The organism is Ruegeria sp. CDSA246, assembly GCF_059611225.1.
The window spans coordinates 84,986-101,834 of record NZ_JBXWPD010000014.1 but is presented as its reverse complement, the minus strand read 5'-3'; the positions used below and the strand labels follow the sequence as shown (position 1 = coordinate 101,834).

Below are 16,849 nucleotides of genomic sequence, written 5' to 3'. Positions count from 1 at the left end.
GCGTTGTTTTAATTGACACAATGCCTTGCATGCGATCCGCTAAACTACGTCATCTGTTTTAGCGCAAGGATTTGATGTCATGCCAGAATCGCTCAACCTGCATAAATTTGAAAACCTAAGTCCTTTCCAAATCAAAGACGAACTTATCAAGTTGGCGCAAAAAGAGGCGCGGCAGATGGCTCTGCCATATCTTAATGCCGGTCGAGGGAACCCTAACTGGATCGCCACTAAAGCGCGGGAGGCGTTTTTCCTTTTAGGGCAGTTCGCTATGGCAGAAGCTCAGCGCCATCGGAATGAACCGCAGGTCGGTTTGGCTGGGATGCCGCAAGGGCCAGGCTGTTATGACCGGCTAAAAGCTTATTGCGCCAAATCGGTTGAAGGAAACGGCCCTCCAGGGGCGGAAACTTTGGTGGCCGTAGTGGATTTTGCGATTGAGAGATTTGGTTTTACGCCAGACGATTTCGTGCTTGAGCTGACCGACGGTATTGTTGGCGACCATTACCCGATGCCCGACCGGTGCATGGAGCACAACGAGGCGATTGTCCACGAATACGTCATGTGGGCGATGTGCGCGGGGAACCGACCGGATGCGAAGTTCGATATCTACGCAGTTGAGGGTGGAACCGCTGCGATGTGTTACATTTTCAAGGCACTCAAGAACCAGCGGTTGCTGAATGCCGGCGACACCATTGCGTTGGGCACACCGATTTTCACGCCCTATCTGGAAATGCCGGTACTTGAGGACTACGGGCTGAACACAGTGGATGTATCTTCGAAAGAAGAGGACCACTTTCAACTGAACGACGATGATTTCGAAATTTTGTCCGACCCGAAAGTCAAAGCACTATTTCTGGTCAACCCGGGCAACCCGTCATCAGTTGCAATCAGCCCTGAAGTCACGACTCGGCTTGTCGAGTTCGTAAAGAACCGCCGCCCGGACCTGATCATTCTGACTGACGATGTTTACGGGACCTTCGTTCCAAACTTTCAGTCCATCTTGGGGCACCTGCCTGAGAATACCATCGGGGTCTATTCTTACTCCAAGTATTTTGGTTGTACCGGGTGGCGTTTGGGCGCGATTTTGGTGGCCGAGAACAACATCTTCGACAAGATGATTGCGGAGGCTCCGGACGAAACCAAGGCCGTCGTCAACGCCCGGTACGAAACGTTGACGCCCGATCCATCCTCGTTCAAGTTCATTGACCGGATCGTTGCTGACAGTCGCGATGTCGCGCTGAACCACACCGCAGGTCTATCACTGCCGCAGCAGGTGATGATGACTTTGTTTTCACTGGTCGAGCTTATGGACGAAGAGAAAGCCTATCAGAAATTCTGCTGGGGTATTCTAAAGCATCGCTTTGACGAATTGGTCGAAGGGATGGGCATCGAAGTTCCAGATAACCCGCTATTCGACAAATACTACGGTATCATCGACTTCGAATTCTGGCTCCGGAAATACGTGGGCGAAGAGGTGGTCGAATGGATTAAGGAGAATGTCCACCCGCTAGATATATCCTTCAAACTGGCTCAGGATCACGGGATCGTTTTGCTGAATGGATCGGGCTTTGAAGCGCCCAACTGGTCGGCGCGGGTATCGTTCGCCAATTTGGATGATAGTGCCTACCGCCAGATCGGAAGAGCGGTGCGCGCAGTGGCCACTGGTTACGTGCAGGCCTACCGTGCCTCGCAAGGACTGCCTTTGCACGGTTGAAATCTAGCAATAGCAATGAGGAACGGATTAGCGTGATGGTTGCCACACACGCTGATCCCACCCTTCCAAGTTAGGATCCCGGTTGTCGCGCCCATTTCCGGTTTGACTTACGGAACAAAAGCCACAACCAGCGGCCCCCAGAGCGTCAGGAAGATGTTGGCCACGGCATAGGTCATGGTGAAGGCCGGTGTGGGAGTCGAGTTTCCAGCCTTTTCCAATAGTGTCGCAAAACCGGGATTGCCCGAGCGTGATCCGGTCACAACCGCACAGGCCTCAATCGGGTTTTTTATACGCAGGGCGAAATAGTTGATTGGGAACTGCACGATCATGGGCATCAATGTAACCACTACACCCAACAGCAGCAGCGTGATCCCATATTCCTGAATCGCCTCTAGCGCGGGCTTGCCCGCATTGAGGCCAACGACACCAACGAACACAGCTAATCCAAAGCTCTGAAGGAAATTCGCGGCTCCACGGTTAATACCGCCGATCTTGGGTCGCCGGATGCGCATGTAGCCGATGATCAACCCAGTCACCAAGCAACCAAGGCCGGACCCCAAAGCCACCTTCGTTCCCGCGATGACAAAACTGATCTCTCCTATCAGATAGCCGATGGCCACGCCGATCCCCAATGCAATGAAATTGGTTACCGAGGCCGAAGGCGGAACGTAGCCCGCGACTTTCGCAACTCGGTTCAGATCGTCCTTGTGACCGACAATACTGACCTCGTCCCCTGCGTGGATCTCAGTGTTGTGCAAGACGGGGACATCATGGCCCATGCGGGTGATCTTTGAGATATGAACACCGCGCCTCTGATCCGCAGTCAGAGCCTCGCTCAATTCTGCCAACGTTTTGCCAGTCAGTTTGCGGTTGGTGACCACTACGTTACGACGTTCCTCTACAACCGTCAGTTCAGGAGGATACTCTCCGATTTCACCACTGGCGCTACGCTCGAACTGGGTCAAAGTCGCTACGAGGCCGGAGACGACCACAACGTCTCCTGCATTGACTACTGTTTCAGGATTCGGATCCACAGGAGCGCCATCGTGGAGTAACCGTTCGACGATCAGATCGCCATCATAGCCGCTTTCGATGTCTTTGACGGGTTTTCCGGCAATGGTTGCATCGGCATTTACCTGATAGGCTCGGGCGTCAAACCGGTTCATAGGAAGGAACTCACCTTCCTCTAGTTTGCGACCGCCGCCGCTGAGTTTCTGAGCCAGCTTAATCGCTTCTTTTCGCAGGTCGACACGCATGATGATTGGAATGACACTAACTGCCAAAATCGGGCCGATCGAGCCGAAGATATAAGTGACCGAGTATCCTACGGCGATGTTAGTTTTTAGCTTTTCCGCCTCATCTGCGGCCAGCCCAAGCAGATCGATGGCATTTCCAGCGGTGCCGATGATTGCAGATTGTGTCAGGCCACCAGCGGCCAATCCAGCCGCCAACCCTTTGTCCAAGCCGGCCAACCGAGCAACAACAATAACAAAAAACAACCCCCAAAGGGTCATCATAAACGCGGCAAGTAACTTGGTCAGCGCAGTTCGGTTCAAGGCCGCAAAAAATTGAGGCCCGCCATTATAGCCAACCATAAAAATGAAGAGGGAAAAGAATACATTCTGAACATCGGTGCTAAGGTTGATACCGCCGATTTGGCCAATGAAGACCGCCACCAACAACGTACCAGCGATGCCCCCCAGTTCGAACTTGCCGACCCGAAACTTCCCTACGCCGTATCCCAGACCCAGACAAAGAAACAGTGCCATGATCGGGAAGGCGCGCAGTTGTTCTGTAATCAATTCCATTGTGAAATCTCCCGCGTCCCAACGGTGGTCCTTTCCGTTCAAGATACAGCGCCTTACTGTATTGAAAACAAAAAAATTTAGACGATGGGCGTCGTGCGGGTTTTTCGAAAGTACTCGGAATAAACTTTTTCAAGGGCAGGTGCATTTGGAACCTAAAAAGCAACATTTTGGAATGTAGTCACACCATTCACTCTTTGTTTTTGGGGAGTGAGTTTTGGCCATCCCGATGGATTTTTGTGTACCCTTCGGACAAGCTGCAATTACTCACGCAAGTTGCAGCGAACGGCGTTTGTTTTTCTGACCTGCTCTGCAGGAATGAAGCCATAAGTTTGAATCTCGGGCGACTGTGTACAGGATAGCGTCTTCGTAAACGCACTTAAGTCTTCAGTCTCTTTCTCAGGCAATTCCAGTTCCGAGAGTATGGCGGCCTTGTGGACGTGCGACTTTTAGTGGGTCTATTGGAAGACAACCAACAAATTTACGCTGGAGAAAAGACGGTCATCCGGGCTGGCAGCTTTTTCCGCTGACCCGCCAAGTGTGCTTCAAATCCAATGTCCACTTCGGGCTTGATAGGGATCCAGCAAGTGGATTTCATCAGGGCCAGCGGTCAAACGCGCCGCACAAATGACCGCTACGCAAAACGATCAAAATCACAAAGAAAACCCTTGCAACACCGGAGCTGTCCACAAATTGCATTATCCGCAGGATAGATGTGTCCAGTAAACCGCCTAGATTGGCTTTTACAATAGATTGCGAAACAACCGATAGTCGGCGACACAGCGCGAGTATTTGTGAAATTTTTTTCAAGTTTTGGGAATTTTCCTAAACTTCGTTGACCAAGCGCACGCTCCACCTATGAATAAAGCTGTGCAACAAAATGCGCACACTGAAATTTCTTGCGTTCCTGATGCTGTGGAGGAAATCTATTTCAGGAGCGACGAGCAATCGACCTAGGGAGGAATTCCATGAACTATAAGAAACTCAAGACAGTTCTTGCGTCAACTGCACTCGTCGGCAGCATCTCGGCCGCAGCTCCGGCGGCGGCTGAGGGGATCATGTGCGAACCCGGTGAGACGTATATCATGAACGTCATGGTCTCGGGCCACCCCTACTGGGTGCCTGTCTACCAGGGCTTCAAACAGGCGGCCGAGGCATTCGGCTGCGAAACGGTGTTCTCGGGCACACCCGATTACGATATCACCAAACAAATCGCCTCGTTCGAACAGGATCTGGTCAAGACCCCCGCCGGTATCCTGCTGCACCCCATGCAGTCGGACCCGTTCATCGAGCCGATCAACCGGGCCATCGGCAATGGAACCGAGATCGTGACCTTTGCCGCCGACAGCCCGAACTCGGACCGGACCGCGTATATTACGTCGGACAACCTGGCCGAGGCGAAATTTGCCGCCGAAGAGATTGTCAAGCAAGTGGGTGACAGCGCGGAATATGCGGTGCTGGAGAACCCGGGCCAATCGAACCACGACCTACGCGTGACGGCCCTGGTCGCATATATGGAAGAGAATTATCCGAACATGAACCTGGTCGGTCGTCAGGCCACCAATCAGGACAGCAACGCCGCCTATCGCGCTACTGCGTCGATCATTCAGGCCAACCCGAATGTGGCCGCGATCTGGATCCCTGAGGCAGGTTCAGCCGAAGGCGCGGTTGCGGCCAAGCTGGAAGCGAACTCGGACCTGCTGATCATGCACGCGGATGTGACGCCTACAACGCTGGAACATATCAAGGCAGGCAACATTCACATGTCGTTGAACCCCAACCAGGGTGTGCAGGGCTTCATGGGCTTCATGGCGGTGCACCTGGCCAATCGGGCGGATGTCTTTGACCCGTTCAACGACTGGCAAACCAGTGGTTTCAACCCCGTTCAGATCCCGTTCATGGACAACGGCTTTGCCGTCATCACCAAGGACAATGCCGACAGCTTTGACCTGAACGTCTATATGGAAGGCCGCGATCCGGCCTGATCCCCGAAAAGGTTGCTGCCTTGCAATCGAAGGCAACGCCCACCCCAAACGAAACTGGGCGCGATGGTGTCATGCAAGACAATGTGATCCTGAAAATCTCGAACCTCAGCAAGTCCTTTGGCCCAGTCAAAGCCTTGCGCGGTGTCGACTTTGAACTGCGCAAAGGTGAGATACACGCCATCGCAGGCGAGAACGGGGCCGGTAAATCGACTTTGATGAACGTGATCGATGGCATCCTGCAACCCGATGACGGGCAGATCACGCTGGATGGCAAGCCGGTCAAGATCACCTCGCCGACAATGGCACAGCGTCTAGGTATCGGGTTTGTCCATCAGGAAATCGCCCTGTGCCCGGATGTGTCAGTCGCCGAAAACATCTTTATGGCCAAGACAAATGTCAGCAGGTCCTGGCTGATGGATTACAAAAAGCTAGAGCATGAGGCCCGCGACGTCTTTCGCCAGCTCAGCAATATTGATCCGGCCGTTTTGGTCAAGAACCTGTCGATCTCGAACCAGCAACTGGTCGAGATTGCAAAGGCGCTGACCCTTGATTGCCGTATCCTGATCCTCGACGAACCCACCGCCGCACTGACCGAGGCCGAGGCCCAAACCCTGTTCGGGATCATGCGTGATCTGGCGGATCGAGGTATTTCCATCATCTATATCTCGCACCGCATGGTCGAGATATTCGACAATTGCGACCGGGTGTCCGTGTTCCGGGATGGCCAACATATCGTGACGCAGAATGTGGCAGAGATTCAGCCCTCGGACGTGGTCAATGCCATGGTCGGACGGGTGATCGACAATTTGTATCCCGAGAAACAGACCAAAGACGAGAAATCGGACGATATCCTGTTGGATGTGCGCAACCTGACCGAGGCGACGCGGTTCCGCAATGTATCCTTCAGCCTGAAAAAGGGTGAGATTCTGGGCATCGCCGGGCTGATCGGTGCAGGCCGCAGCGAGATCGCCAAGGGTATCTGCCGTCTGGAAGGCGACATCTCGGGAGAGGTCTGGCTGAATGGCGAAAAACTAAACCTGCGCACCTATCAGGACAGTATCGCAAAGGGCATGGTCTACCTGTCCGAGGACCGCAAAGGCGACGGCGTGTTTCTGGACCTGCCGATCTCGGCCAATATTTCGGCCCTGAAGCCCGACCAGGTAGCCAATGGGCTGGGGTTGATTCAATCGGCCTCGGAGGAGGCGCAGGCCGAAGCGCTGGGTCGAAAGCTAAACTTGAAATACGGATCCCTCTCCGATCCGGTGTCGTCGCTCTCAGGTGGCAATCAGCAGAAGGTGGCGCTTGCCAAGATGTTGTCGGTGAACCCGCGGCTGATCTTTCTGGATGAACCGACCCGCGGGGTCGACGTGGGCGCAAAAGCTGAAATCCACCGCATTCTGCGGGATCTGGCGCGGGATGGCGTCGGAATCGTGGTGATCTCCTCGGAGCTGCCGGAACTGATCGGTGTGTGTGACCGGGTGCTGGTGGTGCGCGAAGGGCAAATCAGCGGTCAGGTAACGGATGAGGATATGACAGAAGAAAACATCATGCATCTGGCCTCGGTCATGGATGCGCAGGCCACTGTTGCATGAGCGGAGAAAACAAGATGGACAACACAGTGAATATGGCCCAGGCAAACCCGAGCGACAGCACCTCGCCGCTGAAACGGCTGTTTCGGATGCGCGAAACCGGGCTGATCGTGATCATTCTGGGGCTGTTCCTGATCATGTCCTTTGCCTCGCCCTACTTTCTGACCTGGGCGAATATGCGGGCCATGTCGATGGCCTTTGCGGTCGATGGCATTCTGGTGATTGGGATGACGATCCTGTTGATTTCGGGCGGGATAGACCTGTCGGTCGGTTCGGTCACGGCCTTGGCAATGGTGATCGCGGGCTGGCTGTTTCTCAGCGGAGTAGACCCCTGGGTTGCCTCAGCAATTTCCATCGCTCTGTGCACGGGGATCGGAGCTTTCATGGGGTTCTTTGTGACCCGCGTGGGTCTGCATCATTTCATCGTGTCGCTGGCCATCATGGTCATCGCGCGCGGCGCCTGCCTGTTGTTTACCGGAGGACGACCCTTGGGCCTCTATACCCTACCGCCGGAGTTCAAGTTCATCGGGCAAGGCAGCATCGGACCAGTCCCGATTGTAATCATCATCTTTCTGGTCTTTGTGATAGCCTTTGATTTCATGCTGCGTCGGACGACCATGTTCCGCAAGGTGTTCTACACCGGCAGCAACGAAAAGGCCGCCGCGTATTCCGGCATTCGGACCAAAAAGGTCATCTTCCTGACCACCACCCTGTGTTCGACCCTGTGCGGGATCGCCGGGATCATCTACATGGCGCGGTTCGGCTCGGCCCAGCCCACCTTTGGTCTGGGGCTAGAGCTGACGATCATCGCCGCCGCCGTGATTGGCGGGGCCAGCCTGAATGGCGGCTCGGGCTCGATCCTGGGTGCGATCCTCGGGGTGATCCTGCTGTCGCTGGTGTCCAGCTCGCTCGCCCTGCTGGATGTGTCGGTCTACTGGCAGGATATCATCCGCGGCTCGATCTTGCTGAGCGCGGTGACTATCGATCATTACCTCAACAAACGGCGGCGGTAGACCATGACGGATAAACAAAAGGACTTTGAACTGATCCGACAGATCCACACGGTGCTGATCTTGCATTTCATCGAAGGTCAGAAACAGTCGGACATCGCCAAGGCGCTGAACCTGTCGACGTCCAAGGTGAACCGGCTGATCACGCAGGGCCGCCGCATGGGTATGGTGAAGATCGACATCGAAACCCCGTTCCAGACGTTGATGGATCTGGAGCGCGAGCTGGCACAGACCACCGGTCTGAACGATGCAGTGGTGACGCCCTCGGTGTCGGGCAGTGTCGAGACGACGTTGCAACAGGTGGGACGCGCCGCTGCGGGTCGTCTAGTCGAGACCCTGCGCGACGGCGACGTGATCGCGATTACCGGCGGCAAGGCCGTCAGCGCCGTGGTGGAAAGCCTGGCCCCTGAACAATCCTTTGACGTGACCGTTGTGCCGCTGACCGGCGGGGTTCAGGGCAAGTATTACACGGATGTCAACCATCTGGCGACGCAGATGGCGGAACGTCTGGGCGGTCAGACGATGCTGATGCACGCGCCGCTGTTTGCCGAAAGCCAGCAACAGCGGGACATGTTGATGGACGTCGCCTCGATCCGCGACGTTCTGAATCTGGCACGGCGTGCGAATGTGGCGCTGGTCGGGATCGGTTCGATCGAGCCGGAATGTTCAAGCTATTACGACCTGCATCCCGTACCGGATGCGGATCGCAAGATGCTGATCGGGATGGGTGTCGTGGGCGAGTTTCTGGCGCATCTGATCCACAGCAACGGCGCTGTATCGAACTACGCTCTGAACTCGCGTCTGGTCGCATTGCCGCCCGGTGATCTGGCCGAATGCACAAGGGTGATCGGTGTGACCGCAGGCCCGCTTAAGGTGCAGCCGATCACTGCGGCGCTGAACGGTAAATTTTTGGATTCACTGATTGTCGATGAAGAGACCGCCAAGGCGGTTCTGGAAGAAATGGAAGGAACGCAGAATGTCGCATGACATGCTGACACGTGAAGTCGGCACGTCCGGGATCGAGGCCTCGGCCATCGGGCTGGGCACCTGGGCCATAGGCGGCTGGATGTGGGGTGGCACAGATGAGGCCAAATCCATCGCCGCAATTCAGGCCTCGGTCGATGCTGGCGTGACCCTGATTGATACCGCCCCGGCCTATGGGCAAGGCGTGGCCGAGGACATCGTAGGCAAAGCGCTGAAGGGCCGTCGTGATCAGGTGGTGCTGGCCACCAAATGCGGGCTGGTCTGGCACACGCAGAAAGGCAACCACTTCTTCGACTATGACGGCCGACCGGTGCATCGCTATCTGGGCAAGGATGCGATCATTCATGAGGTCGAACAAAGCCTGACCCGTCTGGGGACCGACTATATCGACCACTACATCACCCATTGGCAGGACACGACGACACCAGTGGCCGAGACGATGGAAGCGCTGGAGATGCTCAAGCAGCAGGGCAAAATCCGCTCTATCGGGGCCAGCAACACTTCGGCGGACGACATTCGCGCCTATGTCGCCGCCGGTCAGCTGGACGCCATTCAGGAAGAATATTCGATGGTCAAACGTGACATCGAAAGCAGCCTGCTACCCGTATGCCGCGAGAACGGGGTTTCGGTGCTGAGCTATTCCTCGCTGGCGCTTGGCCTGTTGACGGGCAAGGTCGGCCCCGACCGGGTCTTTACCGGCGATGATCAGCGCAAGGACAACCCGCGCTTTTCGCAGGGCAACCGGGAAAAGGTTGCTGAGTTGATGAAAACCATAACGCCGATTGCCGAGGCGCACGGCGCGACGCCAGCGCAGACAGTCATCGCCTGGACTGTTCAGCAGCCGGGCATCACCTTTTCACTGTGTGGGGCGCGGGATGCGATGCAAGCGGCTGAAAACGCACGGGCGGGCCAATTGCGCCTGTCGGCTGAAGATATTGCGACAATCGATCAACAAGCAAAACACCACCTGAGCGATCTGGACGCCTGATCCCGGATCAAAACCAAAACACAAAGACCATTGAAACACTGTTTCAATGAACAGGAGAGTTATGTCCGATCAACGGGAACAGAACCTGGCCAGCCTGCGCAGCGATGCGGCCTTTGACGCGGTCGTCATCGGCGGCGGCGTGAACGGCATCGGCGTCTATCGCGATCTGTCCCTGCAGGGTTTGCGCGTTCTGTTGGTTGAACGGAACGACTTTTGTTCAGGCTGCAGCGCCGCGCCGTCCCGGATGATCCATGGCGGGCTGCGCTATCTGGAAAACGGTGAATTCGATCTCGTGCGCGAGTCCTTACGCGAACGCGATGCTCTGCTGGAAAACGCACCGCATCTGGTGCGCCCGCTGCCCACGATGATCCCGATCACCTCTCGGTTCTCCGGAATGCTGAACGCGGCGGCCAGCTTTGTGGGCTGGAAGGGAAAACCTGCCAGCCGGGGCGCGGTTCCGATCAAGCTGGGGCTGTCGCTATACGACTGGGTAACGCGTAGCCGCCGGGTTTTGCCGCGCCACGGGTTCAACTCGGCCGCGCAGACGCGGCAGACCTGGCCCGATCTGACGCCCAAGGCCACACGGTCGGCTGTTTATCACGACGCATGGATCAGCCACCCGGAACGCCTGTGCATCGAAATGCTACGCGACACCGCACGGGCCAATCGCGCCTCAGTCGCGCTGAATTATGCTGAGCTGGACCAGCGGGACGGCACCTATCACCTGCGAGATGTGCGCTCGGGTGTGACCCTCCCGGTTCGGCCAAAGATCATTGTCAACGCCACCGGCGCGTGGCTGGACGACACGATCCGCACCCTGGGCAATGGGCTGGACAAGCCGCTGGTGTCTGGCACCAAGGGCTCTCACCTGATCATCGACAACCCTGACCTGCTGAAGGCACTTGGCGGACATATGGTATATTTTGAGAATACCGATGGCCGGGTGTGTATCGTGTTCCCCTATCTGGGCAAGGTTCTGGCCGGGTCGACGGATATCCGGGTTGAACGCGCCCGGCGGGTGCGCTGCGAAGATGAGGAAAGGGACTACATCCTTGAATCGCTGCGCCTTGTGTTCCCTGACCTGACGTTTTCATCCGACGACGTCGTGTTCAGCTATAGCGGTATCCGTCCCCTGCCTCACAGCGATCATGATTTCACCGGGCGGATTTCCCGCGGCCATTACACTAGGCGCCTGGATGGAGAGGTGCCGCAATTCTGCATGATCGGTGGCAAATGGACCACCTTCCGCGCCTTTGCCGAACAAACAGCCGATGAGGTGCTGGCCGAATTGGGCAAAACCCGACGCCAGTCCACACTTGGCAGTGCCATAGGTGGCGGGGCCAGTTTTCCTGCACAACCGGCAGTTCTGGAAGAGGAATTGGTGCGCCACTACCAACTCAGCACTGAACGCGCCGCGCATTTGGTGGCTCACTACGGTACGCAAGCCCGACAAGTGGCCCAAGGCAGTCCGGCGATGGCGGACACGCCCCTGGCCCCCGGTTGCCCATACACGCACACGGAAATCCGACTGCTGCTGCGTGAGGAATATACTCAAACGCTCTCTGACATCGTGCTGCGCCGGACATCGCTGGCCATTACCGGCGGGATATCGATGCAGGTCATCGACACTCTGGCCGATCTGCTGGCGCAGGAGCGAAACCTGTCCAAACAAGACCTAAAACATCAGCGCAAGGTGCTGATCAATGAATTGGCGGAGTTTCACGGCGTATCCGCCAAGACGCTGACCGCCAGAAATATCAAACGGAGTGAAGAATGCGCATTAGCAGCAAAGCCCGCATGAACCGAATGTTCACCAATGGTGGATGTCTCGACGTTGCAGTTGATCACGGGGTCTGTAACGAGCCCAGCTTTATGGTCGGTCTGGAAGACATGCCTGCAGTCATGAACACATTGATCGACGCCAAACCGGATGCGATCCAATGCGCCTATGGGCAAGCAGATCTGTTGCAGAACCGCCCGGAAAAGGACAAGCCAGCGCTGGTCATGCGGATCGACATGGGCAACCCGTACAATGATCAACGCCACCGTGTGATGTGGTCAATGCTGCAAAACGCTGATGAACCCATCATCGGTGCGCTGGAAATGGATGCGGCGGCCGTTGTGGTGAACCTGTTCATGCTGCCGGATGAACCCGAACTGTTTCGTCAATGCGTCGAGAACATCTCACGCGTTCGGGCTGCGTGCGACAAGTACGGGATGCCGCTGATGATCGAACCTCTGGTCATGCTGCCAAATGACATTCGCGGCGGCTATCAGGTAGACGGAAACGCGGAAAAGATTGTGACTCTGGTGCGTCTTGCCTCGGAAATGGGGGCAGATATCATTAAGGCAGATCCAACCGAGAACGCGCAGGATTTTCACCGTGTGATCGAGGCGGCCCAGGTTCCGGTTCTGGTTCGCGGCGGCGGCAAAGAGGATCTGAAGACCGTTCTGGAAAAATCGGCGGCCTTGATGGCGCAAGGCGCGCAGGGCATGGTCTATGGACGCAACATTTATCAGCATGACAACCCAAAGGCGGTTGTGTCGGCCCTGATGGCAATGATCCACAACGGCGCAAACGGCGAGGAAGCCTGGGATATCTACAACCGTGGCTGAGAAGAGCACATTTTTTCTGGGGCTGGACGCCGGGAACACCGTAATCAAGGCCGTCCTGTTTGATCAGGACGGGCATCAGGTTGCGGTGCACGCGCTGGACGGGCAGTCCTCGACGCCCGAGCCGGGATTTGTCGAACGTGACCTGAATGAGCTTTGGGCCAACGCGCGTGACGCAATTGGCGGCTGTATCGCCAAAGCCGGCATTCAAGCGGATCAGATTGCCGGTGTTGGATGTGCGGGCCATGGCAACGGGCTCTATCTGCTGGATCGGGCAGGGAGCCCGCTGATCGGCATTCAATCGCTGGACACCCGTGCCGCGGATCTGGCGGCAGAGCTTTCCGCGGCCAACGGGGATAGATTGCACGAGATTTGCCTGCAATACCCCTGGCCCTCGCAAACTCCGGTTTTGCTGGCCTGGATCAAGCGGCACCGGCCCGAGATTTACGACCGCACACAGACCATAATGCTGTGCAAGGACTTCATCACCTTCAAACTGACCGGTCAGCGAGTCAGCGATCTGTCTGACATGTCCGGCTGCGGTCTGACCCGAATGCCGGACTGTGTCTATGACGACGAGCTGCTGACGCTCTATGGTCTGTCGGATGCGCGCGAATTCCTTCCGCGTCTCATCGACCCCGGAGAGGTTGCCGGTGCTGTGACCGACGAAGCCGCCGCCGCAACCGGCCTGGCACCCGGAACCCCGGTGATCGGCGGGTTTTTCGACGTGATCTCAAGCGCCATGGGGTCAGGTGTGGTTGCCGCGGGCGAGGCTTCGATCATCGCCGGAACCTGGAGCATCAATCAGGTGTTCTCAGCAGCGCCGGTCAACGACCGGAACGTCTTTATGGCCTCGTGCTTTGGCCAGGATCGTTTCGTCAATATCGAATCCAGTGCGACATCGGCGGCCAATCTGGAATGGTACGTGCGCGAGCTGGTTGAACGCGGCGGGCATCACGATGACCCGTTCGGTTATTGCAATGCGCAGGTCGGGCGGGTAACACCCCGGGCAGATGATCCGTTCTTTCACCCCTTCCTCTATGGCTCAGGTCAGGGCGCATCGTTCCGTGCCGGGTTTTACGGGCTGGCTGGCTGGCATGGCGAAGGCCATATGCTGCGCGCCCTGTTCGAAGGTGTGATGTTCGAACACCGCCGCCATATCGGAGTACTGGAACAAGCGGGTGTTTCGCTTGATCGGGCCATTCTTTCGGGTGGTGGTTCGCGCAGTCCGCATTGGCCGCAAATGTTTGCCGATTGTTTGGGTTTTCCGATCACCGTGGCCGAAGCCCGCGAGACCGGCGCTCTGGGCGCGGCTATCGGCGCGGCCCGTGCTGTGGGCGAGGTAGGAACCTATGAGGAAGGGATCGCCCGGATGACACGCGTTAAACAGGTTTTTGAACCCGACCCGGGCATGCACACCCACTATGGCGACCGATACGACACTTATCTGGATCTGATCGAAACGATGCAGGGCTTCTGGTCGCGCGCGCACATGCGGCAAGACCGACCCTGAAACTACGCTATGATCGGCACACAAATAACAGGCAATCGAGATTGACCATGACACAGGCAACACGCCTTGATGGCGACTATGACTATATCATCGTCGGGGCCGGGACCGCGGGATGCGTGCTGGCAAACCGGCTGACCGAAGACCCCGACACGCGTGTATTGCTGCTAGAGGCCGGAAAATCCGACAATTACCACTGGGTGCATATACCGGTGGGTTACCTCTATTGCATCGGCAATCCCCGCACCGACTGGATGATGAAAACCGCGCCCGAGCCCGGCCTGAACGGGCGGTCTCTAGTCTATCCGCGTGGTAAGGTGCTCGGGGGCTGCTCGTCGGTCAACGGCATGATCTATATGCGCGGGCAAGCGGCGGATTACGATCACTGGCGACAGATGGGCAATACAGGCTGGGGCTGGGATGACGTTCTGCCCTATTTCCTGAAATCCGAGGACCACCACGGCGGCGACACCGATGTGCATCGCAGCGGGGGTGAGTGGAAGGTTCAGAAACAAAAGCTCAGCTGGGACATCCTGAAGGCGGTTCAGGACGGAGCAAAAGAATTCGGTATTCAGCCGCGCGACGATTTCAACGATGGCGACAACGAAGGGTCGGGTTTTTTTGAAGTGAATCAGAAGAACGGCGTGCGTTGGAACACCGCCAAAGCCTTTCTGCGCCCGGCCTCTAAGCGCCCGAACCTGCGGGTGATAACCCAGGCCACCAGCGACCGCCTGATCCTGGACGGTAAATCCGTGCGCGGCGTCCGGTTTCGCCACAAGGGGCGAGTGTTGGAGGCACTTGCGGGGCATGAGGTGCTGTTGACTGCGGGTGCGATAAACTCACCAAAGATATTGGAGCTTTCAGGGATCGGTCGCGGCGATGTGCTCAGTTCGCTGGGCATCGACCTTCTGCACGAAAGCAACGGCGTCGGAGAGAACCTGCAGGACCATCTGCAGATCCGAACCGTGTACAAAGTGAAGAACGCTAAAACGTTGAACACGATGGCGAATTCCATCTTGGGCAAGGCTCGGATTGCTTTGCAATACGGGCTGACCCAATCAGGCCCAATGTCGATGGCACCCAGCCAATTCGGGATGTTCACCAAATCCGATCCCGCGCTGGAAACGCCGGATCTGGAATATCACGTCCAGCCTTTGTCAACCGACAAGCTAGGCGATCCGCTGCATCCCTTTCCCGCCATCACCGTGTCAGTCTGTAACCTGCGTCCCGAAAGTATCGGCAGCAGCCATATCCAAAGCCGCGACCTGGATCAGCAACCCGATATCCGGCTGAACTACCTTTCCGCTGCACGGGATCGATCGGTTGCCGTCAAGTCGGTCCAACAGACCCGCCGGATTATGACGGCCAAAGCACTTGAACCTTACCAGCCGCAAGAGATTCTGCCCGGCCCGGCCATTCAGGATGAACCGGATCTGATAAATGCCGTCGGAGATATCGCAACAACGATCTTTCACCCGGTTGGTACGTGTAAAATGGGACAGGACGACAAAGCGGTCGTGGATCCGCAATTGCGTGTAGTGGGTGTGACGGGACTGCGCGTCGTAGATGCATCGATCATGCCAAAGATCGTGTCGGGAAATACCGCCTCTCCGGTCATTATGGTCGCCGAGAAAGCAGCTGACCTAATCAGGAAATCCAGGGCATAACGGGGTTAGGTTTGGAAAGTGGATCCGCTGCGACCCTGTTTCAGGGAGCGTCTGCACAGAGTATTCCCTGGGTTTTCTGTGATGTGAGCGATGATAGATGCCCCACAAGTATCAATGATACCTGTCGGGACAAGTTTGAAAAAGCACGGTATCGGGTGGTGAATGCATTAGAGTTCAACGAAAGCCTTCGGCAACGCGGTGACTTGACGACTTGGGTTTCAGGTGATCTGGCCAAGACATGGTCGCCGCCACGGTGCAGGTCTCGCTGAGGATAGGCGATTTATTCGGACGTAGCGATCGAGATTTGCCTCACTTTGTGGGTCGTGTTTCGGCTTGCCTTGAGACAATCGCTGGGCTTTATGCGATCGCTTTCCAAGCTGATGGCTGGATCTTGTGGTGCCGGATTACTCGACGCGATCACGATGCGGTAAGGGGCTGATAGTGGCCCCAAACCGGCGCGCTTCAGAAAAGCCGATCACCCTGAGTGTGGATAGTACTGGTCTGAAAATTCATGGTGACCGGAGCCGGCATGAAGAAAAGCACGGTGCTAAGAACACCTGCAAAACATGCCGCAATCTCCACATCTCCCTTGACCCAGAAACCGGCGATATCGCCGCGGAGGAGTTGACCACTGAACATGCAGGCGATGAAACTGCTGTCCCGGATTTGCTCGCCAGCATTGAAACCGGTGTGGGTTGTTGCTTCGCGGAAGAACGCGGTTCACGGGGCGAATGCACAGCGCAATCAACACATCACTGCCATCGCCGAACATGGTAGAATGAAGTGGCAAACCAAGGCAGGATACAATCAGAGGTCAAAGGTTGAAGCCCAGATCGGCAGTTGGACACAAGTACTCAGCAATCGCCTGCAAGCGCGCGATTTCAACAATCAAAGATCTGAAGCGAAAATTGCATCAACAACGCTCAACCGCATAACAGCTCTCGGTCGTGCGGCGTATGAGTGGGTCTTCTGAAGTGATGGACAATG

At 56.5% G+C, this 16,849-nt stretch carries 12 protein-coding genes and 1 pseudogene; 12 read left to right on the top strand and 1 reads right to left on the bottom strand.

What is annotated here, in order from left to right; translation table 11 throughout:
- Positions 1 to 79: 79 nt before the first annotated feature.
- Complete coding sequence (locus AC2FI9_RS17685; RefSeq protein ID WP_496769449.1) at positions 80 to 1,711, top strand: bifunctional aspartate transaminase/aspartate 4-decarboxylase; 1,632 nt, start codon at positions 80 to 82, stop codon at positions 1,709 to 1,711.
- Positions 1,712 to 1,818: 107 nt separating this feature from the next.
- On the opposite strand, the gene aspT is transcribed toward AC2FI9_RS17685, so the two are convergent.
- Positions 1,819 to 3,519: an aspartate-alanine antiporter gene (gene aspT / locus AC2FI9_RS17680; RefSeq protein WP_496769448.1), complete on the bottom strand. Its 1,701-nt coding sequence runs from the start codon at positions 3,517 to 3,519 to the stop codon at positions 1,819 to 1,821.
- A 965-nt stretch (positions 3,520 to 4,484) separates the two neighbouring features.
- Between aspT and AC2FI9_RS17675 the strand changes: the two genes are divergently transcribed.
- The 11 genes and pseudogenes from AC2FI9_RS17675 to AC2FI9_RS17625 all read left to right on the top strand — a co-directional run bounded on the left by AC2FI9_RS17675 (position 4,485) and on the right by AC2FI9_RS17625 (position 16,835).
- The gene (locus AC2FI9_RS17675; RefSeq protein ID WP_496725649.1) at positions 4,485 to 5,501 is read left to right on the top strand and encodes a substrate-binding domain-containing protein; all 1,017 of its coding nucleotides are present in this window, start codon (positions 4,485 to 4,487) and stop codon (positions 5,499 to 5,501) included.
- A gap of 71 nt (positions 5,502 to 5,572) precedes the next feature.
- On the top strand, positions 5,573 to 7,093 hold the full coding sequence (locus AC2FI9_RS17670; RefSeq protein WP_496769446.1) for a sugar ABC transporter ATP-binding protein: 1,521 nt from the start codon (positions 5,573 to 5,575) through the stop codon (positions 7,091 to 7,093).
- Positions 7,094 to 7,107: 14 nt separating this feature from the next.
- Positions 7,108 to 8,103: an ABC transporter permease gene (locus AC2FI9_RS17665; protein ID WP_496769444.1), complete on the top strand. Its 996-nt coding sequence runs from the start codon at positions 7,108 to 7,110 to the stop codon at positions 8,101 to 8,103.
- A 3-nt stretch (positions 8,104 to 8,106) separates the two neighbouring features.
- The gene (locus tag AC2FI9_RS17660) at positions 8,107 to 9,087 is read left to right on the top strand and encodes a sugar-binding transcriptional regulator (RefSeq protein WP_496725646.1); all 981 of its coding nucleotides are present in this window, start codon (positions 8,107 to 8,109) and stop codon (positions 9,085 to 9,087) included.
- Positions 9,077 to 10,072: an aldo/keto reductase gene (locus AC2FI9_RS17655; protein ID WP_496769441.1), complete on the top strand. Its 996-nt coding sequence runs from the start codon at positions 9,077 to 9,079 to the stop codon at positions 10,070 to 10,072. Before AC2FI9_RS17660 ends, AC2FI9_RS17655 begins: the two co-directional genes overlap by 11 nt.
- A gap of 46 nt (positions 10,073 to 10,118) precedes the next feature.
- The gene (locus tag AC2FI9_RS17650; protein WP_496769439.1) at positions 10,119 to 11,873 is read left to right on the top strand and encodes a glycerol-3-phosphate dehydrogenase/oxidase; all 1,755 of its coding nucleotides are present in this window, start codon (positions 10,119 to 10,121) and stop codon (positions 11,871 to 11,873) included.
- Positions 11,846 to 12,688, top strand: a complete 843-nt coding sequence (locus tag AC2FI9_RS17645; RefSeq protein ID WP_496769438.1) for a class I fructose-bisphosphate aldolase — start codon at positions 11,846 to 11,848, stop codon at positions 12,686 to 12,688. The genes AC2FI9_RS17650 and AC2FI9_RS17645 overlap by 28 nt, the downstream gene beginning before the upstream one ends.
- Entirely contained in the window at positions 12,681 to 14,198 is a 1,518-nt protein-coding gene (locus AC2FI9_RS17640) for an FGGY-family carbohydrate kinase (RefSeq protein WP_496769436.1), read from the top strand. The genes AC2FI9_RS17645 and AC2FI9_RS17640 overlap by 8 nt, the downstream gene beginning before the upstream one ends.
- Positions 14,199 to 14,245: 47 nt before the next feature.
- A complete protein-coding gene (locus AC2FI9_RS17635; protein WP_496769434.1) occupies positions 14,246 to 15,862 on the top strand; it encodes a GMC family oxidoreductase in 1,617 nt (538 codons plus the stop codon).
- A gap of 278 nt (positions 15,863 to 16,140) precedes the next feature.
- A pseudogene (locus AC2FI9_RS17630) lies at positions 16,141 to 16,486 on the top strand (transposase); the annotation flags it as partial.
- A 13-nt stretch (positions 16,487 to 16,499) separates the two neighbouring features.
- Positions 16,500 to 16,835 (top strand): hypothetical protein, encoded by a 336-nt coding sequence (locus AC2FI9_RS17625; protein WP_496769432.1) that lies wholly within the window; start codon positions 16,500 to 16,502, stop codon positions 16,833 to 16,835.
- Positions 16,836 to 16,849: the final 14 nt, after the last annotated feature.